The sequence below is a fragment of the Curtobacterium sp. ODYSSEY 48 V2 genome (assembly GCF_023712625.1).
Classification (GTDB): Bacteria; Actinomycetota; Actinomycetes; order Actinomycetales; family Microbacteriaceae; genus Curtobacterium.
On sequence record NZ_JAMAXX010000001.1, the window covers coordinates 1 to 21,923 of the forward strand.

Genomic DNA, 21,923 nt, shown 5'->3' on the forward strand with positions numbered 1-21,923 from the left:
ACGGCCCGGGGGGCGGCGAGGGCGGGGCCCCCCCGCCTCCCGTCCGTCGTGGTGGTGGCGTTCCGCGATCAGGCGCGGAAGAAGTCCTGGTACGACGGGTCGCCCACCGGCTGGGCGTGACCGGGCTGCGCGAGCCGCTCCTCGACCATGGCCTGGAGCGCGTCGGGCGGGGTCAGCCCACGGCGGCGCCACTCCATCGGGTTCGCCCGGAGCTGCATCAGGGAGGTGTGGGATCGCATGACCTCACTCTCCCATCTATTGCCTAGTTTGCCTAACTACATGTCCCATTGCCGCACTCGGGACCACTCCGCTCGACGACCGGGAACGGCGAACGCCCCGCCACCGGACCGGCGACGGGGCGTTCGTGTCGAGAACTACTTGCGGGGTGCCACCTTCGCGGTCTCGGCGGAGGTCGCCGAGCCGTCCTGGTAGCCCGTCGCCTTCGCCGTCACCTCGACGGAGAAGCGGTGCCCCGCGTCCGTCGTGCCGAGCGTGTAGCGCTGGTCCGTCGCACCCTGCACCGCGACGCCGTCACGGAGCCACTGGTACGAGTACGAGACCTTCTTGCCGTCCCACGAGCCGGGCTTCGCCTTGAGCGTCTTGCCGACCTTCGGGGTGCCGGAGATCGTGACGGCGCTGCCCTCGCGGAGGGTGAGCGTCGGCGCGGTCTGCGCCGCCTGGAGCACGTCGGCCTGGTCGCCCACCGCGTTGCCGAGGTGGAGCAGCAGGACCCGGGCGTTCGTGGCGTCGGCCTGTCGCGTGACCTGCAGCGCGCCCTTGTCCGCGTAGAGCACACCGGTTGGGGTGCCCTGCGCGAAGGTGAGCGCCGGTGCCGACGGGTCGTACGTCGCCGGGTCGGTCTCGTCCACGACGTTGGAGCCGCTGGTGGCGAGGGCCGGGGCGTACGCCGACTCGGTCAGGACCGAGTAGTCGAACGGACCGGTCGCACCGATGGTCGACGCCGACACCGTCAGCACCTTGACGGCGCTGTCGAACGTGTTGACGTCCTGTCCCGCGGTGCCGCCGTTGAGCGGCTGCGCGTCGACCGTCTTGCCCGTCGCGAGGTCCACCGTGGTGGCGAGCGTCGCGTCGACCGTGGCCGACTTGGCGTCGTAGACCAGGTAGTCCGGCTCACCGTCGCGGTCCGTGTCGATGAGGACCTCGACGTTGGTCACCGCGCCGGGGTTCGCGTCGGCACCCGCGGTCTGGACGCCGAAGGCGAGCGTGTCGGATGCCTCGTCGTAGTTCGCGCCGTAGGCCCGGACGTCGGCGGCCTGCAGCGACTGCTTCGCCGAACCGGCGGGCAGCGGCTCCTGCGGGTCGGTCCCGCCCAGGACGAACGGTGCGACGGACGAGTGGTACCCGGTCACGGCGTCGCCCTGGTCGACCGAGCGGCCGGTGAGCGCGAGCTCCGCGGTCGTGGTCGAGCCCGAGAACGCGATGTCCTTGCCGTGCACGGCGCTGACCGGCTTCGGCGCGACGTACGCACCGAGGCGCATCGGGTTCAGCTTCGCGTCCGTCGGCGTGAAGGACACGACACCGGACTCGGCGGCGACGAACTCACGCTGGTAGCCGGACTGCACCGACTCCTGCGTGGGGTCGATGACGCGACGCAGCTGCGTCGGGTCGGCGATCGTGTACGTCAGCTTGACGGTCGCGGTGCCGTGCGCCGGAGCGGTGACCCGCTTCGTGCTCAGCGAGAACGCGACACCCGGCTGGTCCACCTGGGCCTGGTACGCCACGTCGTACGTGTGCGGACGGCCGTCGGTGTTCTGGATCTGCAGGGTGCGGGACTCGGTGGTCTTCCCGCTGACCTCGACGACACCGTACGAGGCGGTGACGAGCTGGTCGTTCTCGATGCTGCGCACCGTGGTGCCCGCGGTGACCGCCTGCAGCGCGTCGACGCGGCCGGCGCCCTGGCGCAGCAGCGTGGCGTTCTGGTCACCCTGACGAACGTCGTGCGTCGCGGTGTTCATCACGGCAGCCTTGACCTGCGGGGCCGTCCACGACGGGTGCGACTGGAACGTCAGCGCGACGATGCCGGCCACGTGCGGGGTCGCCATCGAGGTGCCGCTCATCGACATGCGGCCGTCACCGGTGCCGTTGGCCGCGGAGATCACGTTGACCCCGGGGCCGGCGACGTCCGGCTTGACGATGTCGTCGAACGAGCCGTGCACGCCACGGCTGGTGAACGGGGCGAGCGTGTTCACGTTCGCCTGGTCGGTCGCCAGCTGGAAGCCCTTGAGCTCCTGGGCGAACTGCACGTGCAGGGTCCCGGCCGTCGCGGCGGCCTGGAGGCTCGCAGCACTGTCCGAGGTCAGCTCGGCACCCGGGATGGTCGCGTTCCCCGCGATGCCCGAGTCGAAGCTGGTCACCGTCCCGGCCAGCAGGACGCCGACACCGCCGGCTGCCTGCACGTTGGTGAAGCGCACACCGGAGCCGCACTCGAGCGCCCCGTCGGTCCACTTCAGCCAGACGACCTTGCCCTTGATCTTCGCGGCCTCGTCGGCGCTGAACGCTGCGCAGCCGTCGATGTTCGTGGTCGGGACGACGACGTCGCCCTCCACCGGCAGCGTGCCCTGGTAGTTCTGCGAGTACTGCGCTCGGTAGGTGCCGGCGACGTCGGACGGCGCGGTGGCCTTGACACCGTCGAACAGCGACTGCCCGGTGGCGCTCGCGGCGACGGTGAGGGCACCCTCGGCGTTGCCCGGCGAGCCACCGATGTCGGTGAAGTCGTCGGCGTTGCCCGAGGCGATGACGGGCAGGACACCGCGGGCGGTGAGCGCGTCGATCTTCGCGTTGTCGGGGTCGTCCGGTGCGCCGTAGTCGGAACCGAGCGACAGGTTGAGGACGTTGATGTCCTTGCCCTCGGTCAGGGCCTGGCCGACCCAGTCGAGCGCGGCACCGGTCAGGTCGGTCGAGCCGCCGCCGTCACCGAACACCTTGAGGGCGTAGAGGCCGGCGTCCGGCGCGGTGCCCGGGCCGATCCACATGTCCTGGACGGACTGGTTGGTCAGCTTCGTGTAGTCGCCGCGGAACGTCTTCTTGTCCGCGGTCAGGCCGTAGCCCGCGGCGGTGCCGGACACGTGCGTGCCGTGGTCGCCGCCCTTGCCGTCGATCGGGTTCGCGTCCGGCTTCGGGGTCGGGTCGTAGCCCGCGCTCGAGGAGTCGGCGTTGTAGGTGGGGCCGGCGAAGTCGTAGCCACCGAGGTACTTCTTCGCGTCGAACCAGCTCGGGTCCGGCGCGCTCGTGCTCGCGAGGGCCTGCTCGTACGCGGCCGTCGTGCCGGGGCCGCCGAAGTCGGCCTGGGTGTAGTCGAGACCGGTGTCGAGGACGGCGACGTTGACGCCCTTGCCGGTGCGGCCGGTCTGCTGCCACGCGTCGAGCGAGCGCGTGTAGACGTCGCTCGCGGCGTTCTTCGGGCTGACGCCGTCCGCGCCCGGCTGCACGAGGTCGGGGTCGACGCCGCTCGGGGCCTTCGACGCGTCACCCGGGGTCGGGTCGACGATCTTCTTCGGCGTGAGCGGGATGATGCTCTCGACGTCCGACCGGCTGGCGATGTCGCGCAGGGCGTCGACGTCGGCGACGACGGCGACACCGGGGACGGTGTACTCGGTCGAGTACAGCTCCGTCGCCGTCGCGTCGGACCGCTTGACGGCGGCGCGGACGGCGTCGACGGTCGACGTGATCGCCTGCACGCGCTCCTTCGCGGCGGACGACGGGGTCTTCGACTTCGTCAGGTCGCCGCCCTTCGCCTTCGCGTCGACCTCGAGGGCCCCCTGGCCGGTCGTGCGGACGAACGCCGCGACCGTCTTCTGGGGCTTGGCGTCGCGCAGGGGCGCCGCGAGCTTGAGGTCGGCGGCGGAGAGACCGCTCGGCGCGGCGTTCGCTGCGCCGCCCACGGCGAGACCGCCGCACGACAGGGCGACGGCGGCGATGCCGGCGGTCAGGATGCGTGCGACGCGTGACCGCGTGGTGCGCTCCGTGGTGGGTGGTTGCTCGGGTACTGCACGGTTCGGTGTTGCACGTGTCACAGGGCGCACTCCTCGGCTCTGTCCGTGGTGGGAATTCCTGTGAAGTTATGCGTTCGTTCACAGGCGGAACAGTCCGCACTTTGGAGGACTGGCCCTCGTTCGGGGGTACACCACCTCGTAACTTGCACAGCCGTGTGCACGTTATTACGATGGTGCTCGTGACCACCACCGACCAGCCCGGACGCGCGCCCCGACGGGACGCGACGGCGAACCGGGCCGCCCTGATCGAGGCCGCACGGAGCGTCCTGCAGCAGGACCCCGATGCCTCGCTCGAGACCATCGCGTCCGCCGCGGGCCTGTCGCGCCGTGCGGTCTACGGACACTTCCCCTCCCGCGACGACCTCGTGCGCGAGGTCGTGACCGGCGGCGCCGCACGGATCGCCGGCGCGATGCCGTCGTCGTCCGAGCTCGCCGACCTCCCGCCCGCCGCACGGCTCGCGGCGATCGCCGTGACGCTCTGGGCCGAGGTCTCGCACGTGCGCTCCATGGCCCGCGTCGCCCTGCGCAGCCCGTTCGCCGAGTCCGTGGCCGAGGTGTTCGCGCCGCTGCGGGCACAGGTCCGCACGGCCTGCGCGCTCGGCATCGACGAGGGCTCGATGCGCGACGACGTCGACGCGGACACGCTCGCCCGCCTGGTCGAGGCCGCGTGCATCGCCGTCCTCGACGAGGCCACCCGGTCCGGCACGAGCGACGAAGCCGGTCGCCGCACGGTCGTGCTGTCGGCGCTCGGCACCGCCGGAATCGACTGGCGCACCGCGCTGCTGTCCGAACCCGCCGCACCCGCACCCCGTACCGAGCAGGAGACCCGCGCATGACGCTCGAACTCGACCACGTCGGCATCGGCGACGAGCCCGGCGCCGCGCTGCCCGTCGTGTCCGCCGTCGCCGCTCCCGGTCGCCCCGGTGTCGTCGCCGTCGAGACCGAGCAGGCCCCGGTGCTCGCGTCCCTGATCGCCGGCGGGCGGATGCGTCCCGAGTCCGGGCGGGTGCTGCTCGACGGACACGAGGACGCCGCAGCGGTGCGCGCGGCCTTCGCGCTCGTGGACACCCCGGGCGTCGCCGAACCGTTCCCCGTCATGACGCTCCGGAAGGTCGTGCGCGAAGAACTCGCGTTCGCCGGGCAGCGCCCCTCGCGCGACCACGTCGACACCGTGCTCGACGAGCTCGGCATGCGGGACCACGCCGACACGCACGTGCAGCGGGTCCCGACCGACGTGCGGGTGCGGCTGCTCGTCGAGCTCGCGCTGCTGCGGGACGGGGTCACGGGCATCGTGCTCACCTCGCCCGAGCGGCACGGCGGCGCCGTGGCCGACTGGTTCGCGGTCGTGCGCGACGTCGCCCGGCGCGGCGTCACCGTCGTCCTCGTGACGTCGAAGGCCGCCGCAGCCACCGTCGAGCAGCTGCTCGACACGATCCGCACCGAGGGTCCCGACGACGCGACCTCGACCGACGGGGGCGACCAGGGCCTCCCGTCCGGCCCCTCCGACCCCGAAACTCCCGCAACCGTCCCGACGGAGGCACCCGCGTGACCATCCCCTCGCTCATCCGCGCCGAACTGGCGCGCCTCACCGCAACGCCGCTCGCCCGGCTCGCGTTCGTCGCCCTCATGGTGGTGCCGCTGCTCTACGGCGGCGCGTACCTCTGGGCGAACCGCGACCCGTACGCCAAGCTCGACCAGATCCCGGCCGCGATCGTCGACCAGGACGCCGGCGCGACGCTCGACGGCGACCGGGTCGACTACGGCGAGGACGTCACGAAGGAGGCGATCGACGGCGCCGACTTCAAGTGGACCGAGACGACCGCGGCCGACGCGCGCTCGGGCGTGCGGAACGGCAAGTACGACTTCGTCGTGACTATCCCGCACGACTTCTCCGAGGCCCTGGCGTCGGCGCAGGGCGACGACCCGAAGCGTGCCGAACTCGTCATGACGACCGCGGACACGAACTCGTACCTCGCCTCGACCATCGCGGAACAGGCCGGCAAGACCATGCGCACGGCCGTCGCCGAGCGGGTCGGCAAGCAGGCGGCGACGACCCTGCTCGTCGGACTCGCCGACGTGCGGGACAGCCTCGGCGACGCCGTCGACGGTGCGGGACAGCTCGCATCGGGGGCGACCACGGCTGCCGACGGCGCGTCCTCGCTCGCGTCCGGCACCTCCGCGCTGTCCGCCGGGGCATCGCAGCTCGCCTCCGGCACCGCCGCACTGCCGTCGCAGACCGCGCAGCTCGACAGCGGCGCACAGCAGGTCGCGTCCGGGGCCTCGACCCTGGCGTCCGGGCTGCAGTCCGCACAGCAGCAGACCGCGTCGCTGCCCGCGCAGACCGCGCAGCTGAACGACGGCGCGCAGCGGGTCGCCGCGGGGAACGCCGCGCTCGCCGAGAAGGTCGACTCGGTCAGCGCCGACGTCGACGCGGTGCAGCCGGTGGACGCCGCCACGGTGCTCGCGCAGATCACCGCGAACCTGCCGGAGGGCGTCACGCTGACCCCCTCGCAGCAGGAGGCGATCACGAAGGCGGTCGGCGACGTGAACACCGCCGGCGCCTCGGCCAAGGAGACCTACGCGTCGACCAAGTCGGCCGTCGACCAGCTCCGCGACGGGTCGGCCCAGGTCGCGGCCGGCACGTCGGCGCTGGCCTCGGCGTCGCCGCAGCTCGCGGACGGCATCGCATCGGCGTCGAGCGGCGCCTCGCAGCTCGCATCGGGCTCGTCGCAGGTCGCCGCGGGCACGTCGAAGCTCGCCGCCGCGGCACCGACGCTGTCCTCCGGTGCGGCCTCGCTCGCGGACGGTGCCGCGTCGGCCGCGTCCGGTGCCTCGCAGCTCTCGTCGGGTGTCGACCAGCTCGAGGACGGCTCGAAGGAGCTCGCCGCGAAGCTCGACCAGGGACGCACGAGGATCCCGGCGTCGACCGCCGCCCAGCGCTCGTCGCAGGCGTCCGTGATCTCGGACCCGGTCAAGGTCGGCGACGACAACGTCGCCGCCGCGTCGAACTACGGCGCCGGCCTCGCTCCGTTCTTCATCTCGCTCGCCGCCTGGATCGGCATGTACGCGCTGTTCCTCATCCTCAAGCCGATCTCCAAGCGGGCGATCACCGCCGTGCAGAAGCCGCTGCGCGTGGTGCTCGGCGGCTGGCTCACCCCGGCGCTCCTCGGGGTCGTGCAGATGGCGGCGCTGTTCCTGATCGTGCGGTTCGCGCTCGACCTCGACGTGGTGCACGCCGGGTCGACGGTGGCCGTGATGGTGCTCGCCTCGGCGACCTTCGCGGCGATCATCATGGCGCTCAACGTGCTGCTCGGCTCGGTCGGGCAGTTCCTCGGCCTGGTGCTCATGCTCGTGCAGCTCGTGACCGCCGGCGGGACCTTCCCGTGGCAGACGCTGCCGGGGCCGTTGGCGGCGCTGCACTTCGCGCTCCCGATGACCTACTCCGTCGACGCGATCCGGCAGACGATGTACGGCGGGTCGTTCGCGGTGGTGTGGTCGGACGCGGGGGTGCTCGCGTGCTGGTTGCTCGGCGCGCTGCTCGTGTCGTACGTCGTCACGGCGCGGCAGACCCGCTCACGGACGCTGCGCGACCTGCGGCCGAGCCTGATCGGGTAGCGCGGGCGCGGCGCGGAGCGCGGCGGCGCGGGCGGCGCGGGCGCGGCGCGGGCGCGGCGCGGGCGGCGCTCGGCGCTCGGGGCGGCTCGGCCGTCAGCACAACGAGAAGCACGTCGCGCCACGCGGTTCCGTGGCGCGACGTGCTTCCGGTGGTGCGCGAGCACCCAGCACCACACGCCGCCTCCGCGCCACCTCCGCCCCGCGAGCACGCCGGACACCCCGCGCTCGCCCCACCGCACCCCACCCACCCCGGTCGACCCACCATGTCCTGACAACCGCTCGAGTCGGGGCCGCTACGATCGAGGGACACCACGACGGGTCGAGGGAGATCATGGGAGACGGCAGGTCCGCCACCGCAGACGGCAAACCGGCGACCATCTACGACGTCGCCGCCCGCGCAGGGGTCTCGAAGTCCCTCGTCTCGCTCGTGCTCCAGCGGTCCCCGAAGGTCAGCGACCAGCGCCGCGAGGCCGTCCTGCGGGCCATCCAGGAACTCGACTACCGCCCGAGCACCGCGGCCGTGTCCCTCGCCGGCACCCGCAGCCGCACGATCGGCGTCGTGCTCGACGACTTCCGCAACCAGTGGTTCGTCGACCTGCTCACCGGCCTGCGCGAGGCGCTGCAGGACCAGGGGCACCGCCTCGTCGTCGCCGACCGCTTCCTCAACACCGGGCTCGACGCCTCACCCGTCGAGGGCTTCCTGTCCATGCGCGTCGAGGGCATCGTCATCGCCGGCGAGCCCGACACCGACCTCGCGATCCCGGCGAGCATGCCCGTCGTCGTCGCCGGCGGTCGTGCGGTGCTCCCCCGCGCCGACACCGTCGCGAACGACGACCGCGCCGGTGGTCGGATGGCCGCCGAGCACCTGCTCGCGCTCGGCCACACGCGCATCGGCTTCGTCGGCGGGCGCTCGGCTGCGTCCGCGGAGCGGCTCACCGGCCTGGAGGCACGGATCACCTCCGCCCCGTCGCCCGCCTCGCTCGCCACCCACGTCATGCCCGTGGAACCCACCGAGGAGGCCGGCGCCGAGGCCGTCGGGCACCTGCTCGACGCCCACCCCGACGTCACCGCGGTGTTCGCCGCGAACGACGTCATGGCGCTCGGTGCGATGTCGGGGCTCGCCGCACGGGGCTTGCGCGTCCCCGAGGACGTGTCGGTGATGGGCTACGACGACACCCCGCTCGCGGCGTCGTCCTACGTCGGCCTGACGAGCATCGACGACCGCAGCGTGGAGATCGGCCGTGGCGCCGGGGAGCGCCTGCTCGCCCGGATCGCCGACCCGACCGCTCCGGCGCAGGAGACCCTGGTCGAGCCCCGGCTCGTCGCCCGCCGCACGACCGCTCCGCGCTGACGCGAGCAAGCCCGCCCGCGCCGCCCGCGCGCACGAGACTCGTCTGAGCGGACACGTTCGCGGCCCCGGCGTCGCGAACGTGTCCGCGGAGCCGAGTCTCGTGCGCAGCCCCGCCGGCCCGGCGGCCCCGGCGGCCCGGCGGCCCCGCGGCCCCGCGGCGAGCGCGTCAGTCCGTGGGCAGGACCGCGTGCTGGACGACCCACGCGTGCATGACGATCGCCGCCGCGGCCGAGGCGTTGATGCTCCGCGTCGACCCGAACTGCGTGATCTCGAGGTGGGCGTCCGCACCGGCGACGGCCTCGTCGGTGAGCCCGGGTCCCTCCTGCCCGAACAGGAACACGCAGCGCTCCGGGATCGCCGCGGTCTCGATGCGCTCGGCACCCGGGGTGTTGTCGATCGCGACGACCGGCCGGCCCTCCTCGTGCATCGCGGCCAGGAACGCCGCGACGTCCGGGTGGTACCGCACGTGCTGGTACCGGTCGGTGACCATCGCCCCGCGCTTGTTCCAGCGCCGCCGACCGATGACGTGCACGGTGCCGGCGAGGAACGCGTTCGCACTCCGCACGATCGACCCGATGTTGAGGTCGTGCTGCCAGTTCTCGATCGCGACGTCGAAGGCGTGCCGGCGGGTGTCGAGCTCGGCGACGATGGCGTCCATCGACCAGTACCGGAAGCGGTCGACGACGTTGCGGGTGTCCCCGGCGGCGAGCAGCTCCGGGTCGAGCCGGGGGTCGTCCGGCCAGGGCTCGGGGTGCGGCCCGACGCCGTTCGTCGTGGCCTCGTGGGTCGGTGGCAGCGTGGGACCGTCCGGCTGCGCCGGTCCCGTCGACGGGACCAGGGGGTCGGACGGGAGGCGCTCGGTCACGTGACCAGCGTAGGGCGCGTGCCCCGCGCCTCCCGTCCGGCGACCGCCGTCAGCCGACGGTCAGTACGACGTCGGGTACGTGACCGACGGCTCGGACATCGCGACCGCGACGAGCGCGATGAAGAGCACGGCGTAGAAGACCGTGATCACCCCGCCGACGATGACCGCGGCGAGCGCCAGGCCACGGCCGCCCTCGTCACGCTTCTTCGCCTGGGACATCGCGACGAAGCCGAGGACGAACCCGACGATCGGCGCGACGAACGCCGCCACGAGCGCGATGATCGCGAGGGTGTTCGTGCGCTGCGGGGCGGCCGGTGCCGTCGCGTACGGCTGGTACGGGTGCTGCTGGGGCTGGACGTTCTGTTCTGACACGGCTGACGAGCCTAGGAGCGCCGCGTTTTCGTGGAGAAGTGCCAATCTTCGTCCGGCCTCAGGTCGTGCCGGGGCGCAGGTAGTCCTCGGGGTCGTCACCGCTGCCGGTCGTCGTGAAGATGCGCTTGCGGTCGCCGGGGCGGGCCGGGTCGTGGAGCACGGTGACCGTCCCACCGAGCACCGGGGCGGTGCCGTGGGTGAAGCCCTCGGTCCGCTCGACCCAGCGCCGGACGCCGTGCAGATCCACGAACGAGAACGTCCACCGCAGCAGCGTGCGCGACGCGTCCGGGGTCGTGCCGCCGCTGATCGCGGTGACCTCGCCCGTCGTACGACGGCCGTTCGCCAGCACGTCCGTGAGTCGGGCGCGACGGTTCCCGCGGCCGACCCGCGTGGCACCGCCGGCCACGAGCGCGAGGACGGTCACGACGGTGAGGAGCCCCGGCAGCCACCACACGGCGGTGTACAGGATCCAGCTGCCGATGCCCCACGTCTCGTCGTGCCCGAACGTCGGGTCGACGGCCACGCCGACGCGGTCCGGGGCGGGCCACTGCGTGGTCGTGGCCCACCAGGTGCACGCGGTGGCACCGACGAGCCAGAGCGGCAGCGGCCCGAGCCCGACCAGGTCGGTGGTGCGCCCGGACCACCGGTGGTTCCACCGCGTGTACACGCCGACGGCCACCAGGGTTCCGACGACCGCGCTCGGGGCCGCCCACAGGTGCGTCTCCGGGTCGGGGCTGTCGGAGAAGATGCTGTTGACCGTCATCATCCGGAAGCGCAGGACGAAGTCCGACACCGCGAGTCCACCGATCACCCCCGCGGCGACGACCAGCAGTGCACCGACGACGGTCATCGTCAGGGCGGTGGTCGAGCCGCGGTACCGGGCCTCGCGTTCGCGGCGTGCCTGCTGCGGGTCGACCGTGCTCACGACGCGGTGGTGCCGTGCGTGCGGACGCGGGCCTCGATGCCGGCGGTGATGATCTCGAGGCCCAGGGCGAAGCGGTCGTCGTACGAGTGCTCGCCGAGGATCTCACCGACCACGCGGTGCCGCTCGGGGCGCCCGGCCTCGGAGTCGCCGCGGCCGACCTGCACGCCGGCGTGCCCGACGACGAAGTCGTAGACCACGAAGAACGCGTACATGGCCTCGCGCTCCGGCAGACCTGCCTGCTGCAGGGCCCCGACGACCTTCGCCACGACGGCGTCGGACTCGGTGGAGGCGAGCGGGGCGCGCTGGCTGTGCGACTCGAGCACGAGGGGGTGGGTGCGCATGAGGTCGCGGAAGGTGCAGGCGAAGACGTGGACGACCGAACGCCAGTCGTCCGGCCAGACGAAGGTGGCCGTGAACTCGTCGACGGTACGACGGACGAGCTCGGCGTGCAGGTCGTCGAGGCCGCCGATCGTCCGGTGCACGGTCATCGGTGCGACGCCGAGCTTCGCGCCGAGGGCGCGGAAGGACAGGCGGTCGAGGCCCTCCTCGTTGGCGATGGCGGTGGCGGCGTCGACCACCTGCTGTCGGCTCAGGACGTTGGGGCGACCGCGGCGGCGACGGGGCGCGGCGGCGGTTTCGGCTGCCGGTGTCGTCCCGGTGGGGGCGTCGGCCGCTCCCGCGCCGGTACGGCCGTCGGTCGTGGTGCGCGGCTGTGCGGTGGGGCTGCCGGGGTCGACGAGCACGGGGAGGCCTCCTTGATCCGGTACGTGTCCCGAAAATCGTAGCCCAAAGCCGAACGCCGGTCGGTGTCCGGTCGGCCAGTCCTCCACAGTCGGGTGACCACCGGGTCCGGCGAGCGGCGGCCACAGTACGCTGGGCCCATGGCGACCCGCGACGAAGTCGAGTGCTGGCTGACCGACATGGACGGTGTGCTCGTCCACGAGAACCAGGCCCTGCCGGGCGCTCCCGAGCTCATCCAGCAGTGGCTGGACGAAGGGACCGAGTTCCTCGTCCTGACGAACAACTCGATCTTCACGCCGCGTGACCTCAGCGCGCGGCTGCGGTGGTCGGGTCTCGAGGTCCCCGAGGAGCGCATCTGGACGTCGGCGCTCGCCACGGCGGACTTCTGCCGCTCGCAGATGCCGGGGGGCTCCGCGTTCGTGATCGGCGAGGCCGGCATGACGACGGCGCTGCACGAGGCCGGGTTCATCATGACCGAGACCGCGCCCGACTACGTCGTCGTCGGTGAGACCCGCAACTACTCGTTCGAGGCGATCACCAAGGCCGTCCGGCTCATCCGCGACGGTGCCCGGTTCATCGTGACGAACCCCGACGCCACCGGGCCCAGTGCCGAGGGGGTCCTGCCGGCGACCGGGGCCATCGCCGCGATGATCGAGAAGGCCACCGGGAAGCAGCCGTACGTCGTCGGCAAGCCGAACCCGATGATGTTCCGCTCGGCGATGAACCGGATCGGGGCCCACTCCGAGAACACGGGCATGATCGGCGACCGCATGGACACCGACGTGCAGGCGGGCATCGAGGCCGGGCTCCACACCGTCCTGGTGATGACCGGCATCAGCGACCAGGCCGAGATCGACCGGTACCCGTTCCGCCCGAGCGAGGTCATCGCCGGCGTGCACGAGCTCGTCCGCGCGGAGCCGATCGAGGTCGAGCTCTAGCGAGGGCGCGAAGGCGCGCTCAGACCGGGTTCGCCCGGAGCAGCCGCTCCGTCGCGATCATCGCTCCGCCCACGACGGCCGGGATCCCGCCGCCGGGGTGCACCGACGCCCCCACCCGCCACAGCCACGGCCGCCAGCGGTCGTTGTACGAGGGGCGGTGGAACGGCCCGCTCTGCCACGGCGGACGGGCCGCCCCGTAGAGCGCCCCGTGCGGTTCTCCCCCGGTGCCGTAGTACTGCGGGTCGAGGACCACGTGGTCGTCGAGCAGGTCGGTGATCGGTCGGTCGAGGCCCAGCGCTGCCGACACCCGGTCGACCTCCCGCCGCACGAAGGGGTGGTCGATCTCGTAGTGCGCCCCGTCCGCGGGTGCGGTCAGCAGCACGCCCACGGTGCCGTGCGGGTTCGGGGAGAGCTCGCCGGCGCGGTAGTGGTTGACGAACACCATCGTGTCCGCCGGTTCGTCGCCCGCCTCGAGGCTCCGGTGCAGTGCGTCCGGCTTCGTCGGCAGCACCACGCTGTGCGTCGCGAGGTCCTCGGGCAGCTCCTCGCGCAGGACGCCGTAGAGCGCGACGGCGGAGCAGGACAAGGCTCTGGGGCGGGAGCGCGGGCGGGGCAGCGCGGACATCGCGGACATCGCGGACGGACCGGACGGACCGGACGGACGGGTCAGCGCGGCGAGCCGGTCGGCGTCGAGGGCGCTGACGACCAGGTCGGCGGGGTGGTGCGCGGCCTCGGTGGTGACGCCACCGCGCGCGATGCGGGTGACGGCCTCGCCGGTGCGGACCTCGACGCCGGCGGCCTCGGCGAGTCGCTGCAGCGCGAGCACGACCTCGTAGACGCCGCCGCGGGGCACCCACGCGCCGGTCTCCGCCATGATCGCCGGCATGCTCGCGTAGAGCGCAGGGGTGCGTGCGGGTGAGACCCCGGCGTTGAGGGTGTGGATCGCGATGATCTCGCGCAGCCCGTCCGGCAGCCACGCCAGGCCGTCGAGGTACGCACGCGTGGTGAGCCGCGAGCCGTACACGGAGAGCAGGCGACGGACGGCCGGCAGGGCCGAGCGGTCGAGCGGGTCGGCGAGCAGGAGCCGCGTGACGTCGTCGGCGAGCGGCGCGTGCAGGTCGGCGAAGCGTCGCCACGCCGGGTACCAGGGGTGGTCGGGCGCGACCGGCAGCGCGGTCTCCTCGCCCCGGTGGAAGTACCGGCCGACCTCGGGCATGCGCACGAGGTCGAGGTGCCCGTCCTCGCCGGAACGTCCGCCGAGTCGCCGCAGCAGCTCGTCCCACACCGCCGGGAAGGTGACGAGCGACGGCCCGGTGTCGATCCGGTCCGCCCCGAGCTGGATGCGACGGCTCTTGCCCCCGAGCCGGTCCGACGCCTCGAGCAGGGTCACACGGTTCCCGGCACGGGCGAGCAGGGCGGCGGCGGTGAGCCCACCGATCCCGCCTCCGACGACGACGACACGACTCACCGGGCACCTCCGAGCACGATGGACACCAGGAGCAGCACCCCGGCGAAGGACCCCGCGATGTACGGGAAGGCGACCGACAGGCGGTACAGGCGGTGACCGGTCTCCGGCGACGGGGCGCGCAGCAGGCACACGACGAGGATGCCGGCGATGAGCAGGTTGACGGCGGCCACCGGGATGCTCACCACCGCGAACAACACCGTCGACACCACCCACCAGGCGCCGCTCCACAGCGCGGTCCCCCGGGGTCCGAGCCGGACCGCGGTCGTGGTGATGCCCGCGTCACGGTCCTCGACGATGTCCTGCACGGCGTCGAAGGCGTGCTTGGCGACGCTCCAGGCCATCAGTCCCAGCGCGGCGGGCCACGTCGGCTCCTCCTCGAGGGCGAGCGGCACGATGACCAGCGGCAGCGCGTACGCCGCGTTGCTCAGCGAGTCGAGGTACGGCCGGGCCTTGAAGCGCACCGGTGGCGCGGAGTAGCAGACGAAGACGACCGCGTAGAGCAGGATCGCGGCGTTCGCGAGCGGCGGCAGCGTCAGCAGGAACGCGACGAGGAACGGCACGTTGACCACGGCGACCGCCCAGACGATGAGTCGGACCTCCGACTGCCGGATCCTGGCACCCTCGATGGACCCCTTGCGGGGGTTCGTCGCGTCGGTGTCCTGGTCGAAGACGTCGTTGACGCCGTAGATGAGCAGGTTGAACGGCAGCGTCAGCCAGATCAGGATCGGCAGCGCCCGCAGGTCGAACAGCGCGCCGGTGAGCCACACGGCGACCAGCCCCGAGCCGATCGTGTTGATCCACAGGACCGGACGCGAGACGTGCACCAGTCGGCGCACGGTCGCACCGGCCCCGGACCGCAGGGTCCTGGGCAACTGTCCGGTCCCGTCGGTCACCGGCCCGAGCGTACCCGGCGGTGCCCGTGCTACTCCACCGTCACGAGCGTTCCGAGCGGCAGGGCGTCGAGCGCCGCGACCCCCTCAGCGGAGAGCCGCACGCACCCGTGGGACACCGCTCCCGAGGCCGCCGCGTTCCAGTGCAGGCCGATGAGCCCGCCGTCCGACCCGCCGTACGGTTCGTCGGCTGCGCTCGAGTGCAGCGACGTCAGCTGGATCGCGTGGTCGCCCGTCCCTTGCGAGGGGTCGACGTACCGCTGCTCCAGGTACCCCGTCACGCCGGTCGGCGTCGGGGTGTCGGAGGTGCCCACCCCCGCGGGGAAGCTCCGGGTGACCCGTCCGGACGAGGACTCGATGGACACGGTCTGGTCGGCCGTCGAGATGACCACGTGCGACGTCGGTGTCACCTGCTGCACGAGTGCCGTCCGCGGCACCCACGCGGCCGTCTGCGCGGCGGCGTGTCCGTCGGCCGCCGAGGGCAGCTCCCGACGCGCCGGCGTGAGGACGAGCTCCCAGTCCCCCTCGTGCCGCAGTCCCACGACCGTCGTCGGCTGGCCGAGGAAGTCGGTGGCCGCGAAGCGCGCGACAGGGCGCTGCCGATCGGACCCGAAGAGCGGTGCGTCGGTGCGGAGGTGGAAGACCTCGGCGGACGACACCGTCCGGTCGACGGGCAGCAGGCCGTCGACCACGGCCGAGTAGCGCGCTTCGGGCAGCGCGGCGAGCGCCGCTGCGGCGACGTCGGGGACGCTCGGCACCGTGCGCGCCGTGGCCGTGGGGGTGCGGTCCGCCGCGGCGGGGACGGCGTCGCCGCCGGTCGCGCCGGTCAGCACCGGGACGGCGATCGCGGCGGCGGCGACCACGACGGCGGCGATGCCGACGGTGGTCCAGGTCTTGGGGTACGGCACGGGGGCCTCCGGTGGTGCGAGGGGGGGGGGGGTGAGCGGTCAGGGGCGGCGGACGGGAGGCGCGGGGCGGGGCGGTCCCGCGCCTCCCGTCGGGTGGGTGCGGACGGGAGGCACGTGACGGTCCGGTTGCGCGCCTCCCGTCCGGTGGGTCAGCCGCTGACGACCGGCAGGTGCACGCCGGCGGGGACGGTCCCGGTGGCGCCGGTGCCGCCCGCCGTGCCCGCGCCGCCGGTCGAGCCGCCCGCGTTCGACGCCGCGGTCACGGTGATCGCGAGCGGCGTCACGAGCACCGAGGCGCCCGACGCGTCGGCGAGGTCGAGCGTGTGCGCGCCGACCGGAGCGTCCGCGGGGATCACGACCGAGCCGGTCGCGGTGCCGTCCGGACCGACCGTGAGCGTGCCGACCGTGACCGGGTCGGACCGCAGGACGACCTGCAGGGTGGCGCCGGCGGGGAGTCCGGTGCCGGCGAGCGCGATCGTCTTCCCGGCCTGCACGGAGGTGCCCTCGGGGGCGGTCAGCACGCCGGAGACGACGCGGGCCTGCCCACCGGTCGAGACGACCGTCGCGGTGCCGTCCGCGCCGACGGCGACGGTCGCGCTCGTCGCGGCCGCGAGGTCGAGCCGCTCCCACGAGCCGTTCGCGGAGCCGGACTGGTCGAGGGGGTGACCCGAGGCGATCTCGGTCTGCGCGAGCACCTGCGTGCGCTGCGCGTCGGTCAGGGTCGGGAAGGTCGACAGGAGCAGGTTCGACGCGCCGGTGGGGACCGACGGGGCGAGACCCGCGGTGCCGGTCTGCGCGAAGCCGTAGGTCATGCGCTCGCGGTAGACCTGCACGGCCGAGGCCCGGTCGGTGACGACCTGCGCGGTGCCGCCGGGCATCGCCTGGCCGCCGTAGGGGTCGTCGGTGTAGGGCCGCTCCGCGGCGATGCAGTTCGCGAGGGTGTCGCCGCACGTCGCCTCGAGGTACGCCGTGAGCTCGGCGCGGGCCGGCTCGAGGACCTCGGTGCGGTACTGCGTGTCGGACCAGCGGGCGGCGAGGGCGGCCTCGCCGTCGATGCGTCCGCCCATGATGTCGAGCGGGTAGTGGACGCCGAGGACGATGCGGTCGTTGCCGGCCTCGGACGTGCGGGCGAGGATCTCCGGCGCGAGTTCGGGCACGAGCGTGGCGAGGGTGATGCCCGCCTGGTACGCCGTGGTGGTGTGCCCGGACGGGTACGAGCCGCCGGTGCAGATGCCCTTCTGGCCGTAGCCGGCGTCGAGCACGACGTCGTTCGGCGAGAACTCGTGCGTGGTGTCGGTCGTGGCCCGCACCCGTGTGATCGTGAGGTTGCCCTTCGCGTCCGCCCAGGCCGTGCCGGTGCGGTTCGCGGCGAGCGACGACGCGTTCACGGTCGCCGGGTTGCAGCTGGCCGTGTCGTCACCGGCGGGCAGCGTCGCCGCGGTGTCGGCCGGCAGGTACGGCCGCGGGTAGCTGTAGTGGGCCTTCGCGTCGCCGGTGCCGACGTAGGCGCCGCTCGTACCGTTCGACGAGTTGATGAGCGCGTCGACGAGCGGCAGGTCGCCGTCGTTGCGCCCCTGCACGAACAGCTTGCTCAGCGTCTCGCCGAGCCCCTGCGACACGGTGAAGGACTGGTCGTAGGCGGTGTTCGTCGCGTTGTCGTACTCGGCGTCCTGCAGCGCCCGGAACTGTTGCGCCGTCGTCGCGTGCTGGTTGATCCACGACGTCAGCTGGTCGTTCTTCGCCAGCGTCACCGGGTCGTCCACGGTGCCGTGCAGGTCGTTCTTCCCGCTCGACGTCCAGTACTGGTCGTACCCGCTGAGCAGCGACACCAGGTCGGGCTCGGTGGAGTCGCTCGGGTACGTCGCGGCCTGCGCGGCGAGCGGTGACCCGAGCACGAGTGCGGTCGCGACGGTGGCGACGGTCACGCCGCGGACGGTGGATCTGCGCATGTGGTGGTGGTCGCCCGGGGGCGACGCCCCTTCCTGTTGTACCGGTGTGGAAACAGGGCGAACCTAGGGACGGGTGGTTGCCGGACGGCGAACGGTCCCCCACCCGGGGGTGAACCGGGCCGCAGGCTGTGCGCATTCACAGCCCGTCGCCCTCGTGGACGAGTCGGCCCGGCGGCACCCGCCGGGCCCGGCACCTGAGCGCGGACGGTCGGGTCAGACGGCGGTCGGGAGGCGCGGCTCGTCCCCCTGCACCGCGGGCGCCCCCACGGGCGGCACCGACCGCCACCGGCGCAGCAGGCGGCGACCCCGGTCGTCCCGCCATGCGACCACGCCGCCGGCGACCACCCCGAGGGCGAGCACCGCGAACGCGAACAGTCCGAGGAGCCCGACGGGCACCATCCGCACCAGGTCCTGCGTCGGCACGGTGGCCGACACCGCGATCGACCCGAAGTCCCAGAAGGCGTGCAGCAGCACGGGAGCGAGCAGGTTCCCGGTGAGCCGGCGGGCGAGGTAGAGCGTCGAGCCGAACGACGCCGCGAAGACGACCTGCACGACGGTCGCACCGACCCCAGCGCCGGCGAGGACGTTGAGGAAGTGCAGCAGCCCGAACAGCACGCACGACGCGATCCACACGCCGAACTCGGGCAGCCGCCGCCGGAGCCCGACGAGCAGCACGCCGCGGGTGAGCAGCTCCTCGAACACCCCCACGAAGAGGACCCCGACCGCGAGCAGCAGGAAGTACCGCACCGGCTGGGCGCCCCACTCGACGAGCGGGAGCCGGGCGACGCACACGGCTGCGATCAACGCCGGGGCCGTGAGCGTCCACCGGAGTGCCGTCCGACGACGGTCAGTGGTCGCGATCGGCCACCAGCCCAGCGCGGTGACGTAGACGCAGAGCACGAACACCGCGATGCCCTCCGGCACCACGAGTGCCCCGAGGACGCCCTCGACGGTCTGCCCGAGCGTGCTGTAGTCGTCGCTCGGCCGCGAGCGCCAGGCGCTGACGGCCGCGAAGGCGACGAGCGGCGCGAGGCCGAGCAGGAGCGACGGGGGCACCGGCCAGCGACGACGTCGGACGGGTGCGGTGGTGGTCACCCGCCGTTTGTACCATTGACGCATGCGCCTGCCCTCCCTGTCCGTCATGGCGGAGGACTACGTGAAGCTCGTGTGGAAGTCGACCGAGCGCGGCGGCGAGGGGCTCGCGACGCGGGACATCGCGGCGGCCCTCGGGGTCTCGGCGTCGACGGTGTCGGGGAACCTCCGCAAGCTCGACCGCGACGGCCTCATCGAGCACACCCCCTACTACGGCGTCGTGCTCACCCCGCTCGGGCAGCAGGTCGCCGTGGCGATGGTCCGTCGCCACCGGCTCATCGAGACGTACCTGGTGCAGCGGCTCGGCTACTCGTGGGACGAGGTCCACACCGAGGCCGAGGCGCTCGAGCACGCGGTGTCCGAGACGTTCCTCGAGCGGGTCGACGCCGACCTCGGCCACCCGACGCACGACCCGCACGGTGACCCGATCCCGGCGACGGACGGGTCGGTCCCGTCGTCGGCGGGCACGCTGCTCGGCTCGGTCGAACCCGGAGCCTGCGGGGTCGTGGACCGGGTGTCCGACGACGACCCGGCCCTGCTCCGGTACTTCGACGAGCTCGGGGTCGCACTGGGCACGCACCTGCGCGTCGAGCGTGTCCGCGACTACGCGGGTGTGATCGCCGTCAGCCGGCGGGCTCCCGACGGCGAGGAGTCCCTCGTCGACCTGCCCGCCGCCGCCGCCTCCGCCATCTGGCTCGCCCCCGACGCCGACTGACGCCAGCCGCCCGCCCGCTCGCCGAGCGGGCACTTCCTGTCACACTCGGCGGCTCCTGCCGACGGATCCTGCCCGCCCGACGGGACGCGCGCGGCACGTCCTGCCCGTTCGATGCGGCTGGTGCCCACGAACGGACGGGAGGCCCGGTGCCAGCCCGCCCCGAGCCTCCTGTCCCACGATTCCCGTCGCACGACATGCCGCTCACCTCCGCCGCCGACGGCACGTCGTGCGACCGGAACGGCCGCCGACGGCAGGTCATGCGACCGGAACCGCCGGCGCGCCCATCGGACGGGAGGCCCGGTGCCAGCCCGCCCCGAGCCTCCCGTCCCACGATTCCCGTCGCACGACATGCCGCTCACCTCCGCCGCCGACGGCACGTCGTGCGACCGGAACGGCCGCCGACGGCAGGTCGTACGACCGGAACCGACCGCAGCCGCCGCAGCCGCGGGCGGAGCCACGCCGCCGCCTACGCGGCCGGAGCGCCGGCGGCGCCGGCCCGCCGGAACGGCGCCCGCAACGTCGGCACGATGTCCTTCCGGTTGATCCACAGCACCACGAGCGCCGCGACCACGTGCACCCCGCTCAGCACCCACCGCCCGCTCGTGTCCGTCACCACGAACTGCACCGCGAACAGCGCCACGAGCGCGATCGCCGACCACCGGTGGAAGCGCAGCGCGATGATGATCGCCACGCCCAGCACGGTCTGCGACGCGGTGAGCACGAACTCCTCGACCTGCCGACCGTCGAGCGGCAGCCCGCCCGTCGTCCCGCCACCGAGCACGTGGGCGATCGGCAGCGTCCCGACGAGCAGCGACCACTGGTTGACCTTCGACGCGATGAGCGTCCCGATCGCCGCGCCGCCCATCCCGCGCAGGGCGAAGAGCGCTGCGACGATGAACTCGGGCGCCTCGGTCGCGAGCGGCGCGAGCCACTGCACGAGGAAGTAGCTGTCGATGCCGAGCGCGCTCCCCGACTCGACGAGTGCGTCCGCGAACGGCTCCGCCGACGACAGGATGACGGCGGCGGCCACGAGGAACAGCGCGACGATCGTCCAGCGGCGCGCACGCTGCGGCATCGAGGCGATGTTCCCGGCCATGCCGACCATCTCCTCGTCGCCGCCGTCGTCCGGCGCCTGCGATGCCCGCCACAGGTACGCGACGAAGGCGGCGAGCAGCACGAACCCGAACCACAGCGGGATCGAGCCCATCAGCGGGATGAGGAACGCGACGACCGCCAGGAGCGCCAGGAAGCCGATGTCCAGCCGTGAGGACTGCTCCAGCTGCAGCACCTTCGTCGCCGACCGGGGCAGGGTGCCGGCGCGGACGTACCGGCGGGCGACGAGCAGCGAGATCACCACGACGAGGGGCCAGCCGAACCCGAGCAGCAGCCGGTTCGAGCCGGTCATGTTCGCGGCGGCGAACTGCTCGTACGACGGGTCGTACCCGGAGCGGAACGCGTAGTACAGGTCGACGGCGTACTCGGGCAGCACGGCGATGAGCGCGAGGATCGCGATGGCGAGCGCGCCGGAGATGTCCTTCTGCGCGGCCTCGGCGGCCCAGGCGAGCAGGAACGAGGCGGCGACCACCGCACCGCCGAAGACCAGCAGGTCGACGACGGGGTTCGGGGCGAAGCCCGTGACGCGGAAGACCACGGCGGGCAGGGCGATCACGATGCAGATCGCGATGCGCCCCCAGGCGCTGCGGCCCATGCGGGCGGGCGGTGCGTCGGCATCGACGACGCGGACGGGTGAGGTGTCGATCACGGGATGGTCCCTTGGTCGGGCCGCACCGATCGCGCAGGGGTGGGGAGCGCTTCGGCACGGCAGAACGGCCGAAGGTCTCGCTCGCCCGCCGGGTGGGACCGGCAGGTGGTGCACCGGGCCGATCGTCGTGATGGCCAGTGTGTCGATGCACGCGCTGGGAGCTACTCCCCTTCGCCGTCCACCTTGGCGCGCTCCGATCCGCGTGCGCAAGCCGATCGAACCTGTTCGTCGACCCGAATCCGGGTCTTCCGCGGCCCGCCCCGGAACGGCGGGACGCGCTCGTGGCGCACCGCGCGTCGGACGGGAGGCCCGTGGCGGC

General features: G+C 73.2%; 18 protein-coding genes. 6 read left to right on the top strand and 12 right to left on the bottom strand.

The features are described from left to right. Positions 1–68: 68 nt before the first annotated feature. Positions 69–239: a hypothetical protein gene (locus tag M3666_RS00005; RefSeq protein WP_153257418.1), complete on the bottom strand. Its 171-nt coding sequence runs from the start codon at positions 237–239 to the stop codon at positions 69–71. A gap of 135 nt (positions 240–374) precedes the next feature. Continuing rightward, on the bottom strand, positions 375–4,034 hold the full coding sequence (locus M3666_RS00010) for a S8 family serine peptidase (RefSeq protein ID WP_251154112.1): 3,660 nt from the start codon (positions 4,032–4,034) through the stop codon (positions 375–377). Positions 4,035–4,192: 158 nt separating this feature from the next. Between M3666_RS00010 and M3666_RS00015 the strand changes: the two genes are divergently transcribed. From M3666_RS00015 to M3666_RS00030, 4 genes are all read left to right on the top strand, one after another. Next, positions 4,193–4,849, top strand: a complete 657-nt coding sequence (locus tag M3666_RS00015; RefSeq protein WP_066657692.1) for a TetR/AcrR family transcriptional regulator — start codon at positions 4,193–4,195, stop codon at positions 4,847–4,849. After that, a complete protein-coding gene (locus M3666_RS00020) occupies positions 4,846–5,562 on the top strand; it encodes a hypothetical protein (protein WP_251154113.1) in 717 nt (238 codons plus the stop codon). The genes M3666_RS00015 and M3666_RS00020 overlap by 4 nt, the downstream gene beginning before the upstream one ends. Next, entirely contained in the window at positions 5,559–7,628 is a 2,070-nt protein-coding gene (locus M3666_RS00025) for a YhgE/Pip domain-containing protein (protein WP_251154114.1), read from the top strand. The genes M3666_RS00020 and M3666_RS00025 overlap by 4 nt, the downstream gene beginning before the upstream one ends. A gap of 331 nt (positions 7,629–7,959) precedes the next feature. Continuing rightward, positions 7,960–8,979: a LacI family DNA-binding transcriptional regulator gene (locus tag M3666_RS00030; protein WP_251154115.1), complete on the top strand. Its 1,020-nt coding sequence runs from the start codon at positions 7,960–7,962 to the stop codon at positions 8,977–8,979. A 166-nt stretch (positions 8,980–9,145) separates the two neighbouring features. On the opposite strand, the gene M3666_RS00035 is transcribed toward M3666_RS00030, so the two are convergent. The 4 genes from M3666_RS00035 to M3666_RS00050 all read right to left on the bottom strand — a co-directional run bounded on the left by M3666_RS00035 (position 9,146) and on the right by M3666_RS00050 (position 11,884). Then, positions 9,146–9,817 (bottom strand): TrmH family RNA methyltransferase, encoded by a 672-nt coding sequence (locus M3666_RS00035; RefSeq protein ID WP_374109564.1) that lies wholly within the window; start codon positions 9,815–9,817, stop codon positions 9,146–9,148. A gap of 87 nt (positions 9,818–9,904) precedes the next feature. Next, positions 9,905–10,216 carry a DUF4190 domain-containing protein gene (locus M3666_RS00040; protein ID WP_066652049.1) on the bottom strand — a complete coding sequence of 104 codons (312 nt, stop codon included), beginning with the start codon at positions 10,214–10,216 and terminating at the stop codon, positions 9,905–9,907. 58 nt (positions 10,217–10,274) lie between these two features. Next, complete coding sequence (locus M3666_RS00045; RefSeq protein ID WP_251154116.1) at positions 10,275–11,141, bottom strand: DUF3592 domain-containing protein; 867 nt, start codon at positions 11,139–11,141, stop codon at positions 10,275–10,277. Continuing rightward, positions 11,138–11,884, bottom strand: coding sequence for a TetR/AcrR family transcriptional regulator (locus M3666_RS00050; protein WP_209684094.1), 747 nt, complete (start codon positions 11,882–11,884; stop codon positions 11,138–11,140). The genes M3666_RS00045 and M3666_RS00050 overlap by 4 nt, the downstream gene beginning before the upstream one ends. Before the next feature lie 138 nt (positions 11,885–12,022). Here M3666_RS00050 and M3666_RS00055 point away from each other — a divergent pair, with 138 nt between their 5' ends. Further along, complete coding sequence (locus tag M3666_RS00055; RefSeq protein WP_058730132.1) at positions 12,023–12,820, top strand: HAD-IIA family hydrolase; 798 nt, start codon at positions 12,023–12,025, stop codon at positions 12,818–12,820. 19 nt (positions 12,821–12,839) lie between these two features. On the opposite strand, the gene M3666_RS00060 is transcribed toward M3666_RS00055, so the two are convergent. The 5 genes from M3666_RS00060 to M3666_RS00080 form a co-directional block, all read right to left on the bottom strand. Beyond that, the gene (locus M3666_RS00060) at positions 12,840–14,288 is read right to left on the bottom strand and encodes an FAD-dependent oxidoreductase (protein WP_251154117.1); all 1,449 of its coding nucleotides are present in this window, start codon (positions 14,286–14,288) and stop codon (positions 12,840–12,842) included. Beyond that, positions 14,285–15,181 carry a UbiA family prenyltransferase gene (locus tag M3666_RS00065; RefSeq protein WP_251154118.1) on the bottom strand — a complete coding sequence of 299 codons (897 nt, stop codon included), beginning with the start codon at positions 15,179–15,181 and terminating at the stop codon, positions 14,285–14,287. The genes M3666_RS00060 and M3666_RS00065 overlap by 4 nt, the downstream gene beginning before the upstream one ends. 29 nt (positions 15,182–15,210) lie before the next feature. Further along, positions 15,211–16,086, bottom strand: coding sequence for a L,D-transpeptidase (locus tag M3666_RS16945; RefSeq protein ID WP_251154119.1), 876 nt, complete (start codon positions 16,084–16,086; stop codon positions 15,211–15,213). Positions 16,087–16,235: 149 nt separating this feature from the next. After that, complete coding sequence (locus tag M3666_RS00075; RefSeq protein ID WP_251154120.1) at positions 16,236–18,035, bottom strand: phosphatase PAP2 family protein; 1,800 nt, start codon at positions 18,033–18,035, stop codon at positions 16,236–16,238. 213 nt (positions 18,036–18,248) lie between these two features. Continuing rightward, positions 18,249–19,130: a CPBP family intramembrane glutamic endopeptidase gene (locus M3666_RS00080; protein WP_251154121.1), complete on the bottom strand. Its 882-nt coding sequence runs from the start codon at positions 19,128–19,130 to the stop codon at positions 18,249–18,251. A 22-nt stretch (positions 19,131–19,152) separates the two neighbouring features. Here M3666_RS00080 and M3666_RS00085 point away from each other — a divergent pair, with 22 nt between their 5' ends. Next, entirely contained in the window at positions 19,153–19,842 is a 690-nt protein-coding gene (locus M3666_RS00085; RefSeq protein WP_066652032.1) for a metal-dependent transcriptional regulator, read from the top strand. Positions 19,843–20,308: 466 nt separating this feature from the next. Here the strand turns inward: M3666_RS00085 and M3666_RS00090 are convergent, their stop codons facing one another. After that, positions 20,309–21,604: a sodium:proton exchanger gene (locus M3666_RS00090; RefSeq protein WP_251154122.1), complete on the bottom strand. Its 1,296-nt coding sequence runs from the start codon at positions 21,602–21,604 to the stop codon at positions 20,309–20,311. Positions 21,605–21,923: the final 319 nt, after the last annotated feature.

Excerpts from the sequence above, each read along its gene's own strand:
- M3666_RS00030 (WP_251154115.1), top strand. The coding sequence starts at position 7,960 with ATGGGAGACGGCAGGTCCGCCACCGCAGACGGCAAACCGGCGACCATC.
- M3666_RS00075 (WP_251154120.1), bottom strand. The coding sequence starts at position 18,035 with ATGCGCAGATCCACCGTCCGCGGCGTGACCGTCGCCACCGTCGCGACC.
- M3666_RS00055 (WP_058730132.1), top strand. The coding sequence starts at position 12,023 with ATGGCGACCCGCGACGAAGTCGAGTGCTGGCTGACCGACATGGACGGT.
- M3666_RS00020 (WP_251154113.1), top strand. The coding sequence starts at position 4,846 with ATGACGCTCGAACTCGACCACGTCGGCATCGGCGACGAGCCCGGCGCC.
- M3666_RS00005 (WP_153257418.1), bottom strand. The coding sequence starts at position 239 with ATGCGATCCCACACCTCCCTGATGCAGCTCCGGGCGAACCCGATGGAG.
- M3666_RS00085 (WP_066652032.1), top strand. The coding sequence starts at position 19,153 with ATGCGCCTGCCCTCCCTGTCCGTCATGGCGGAGGACTACGTGAAGCTC.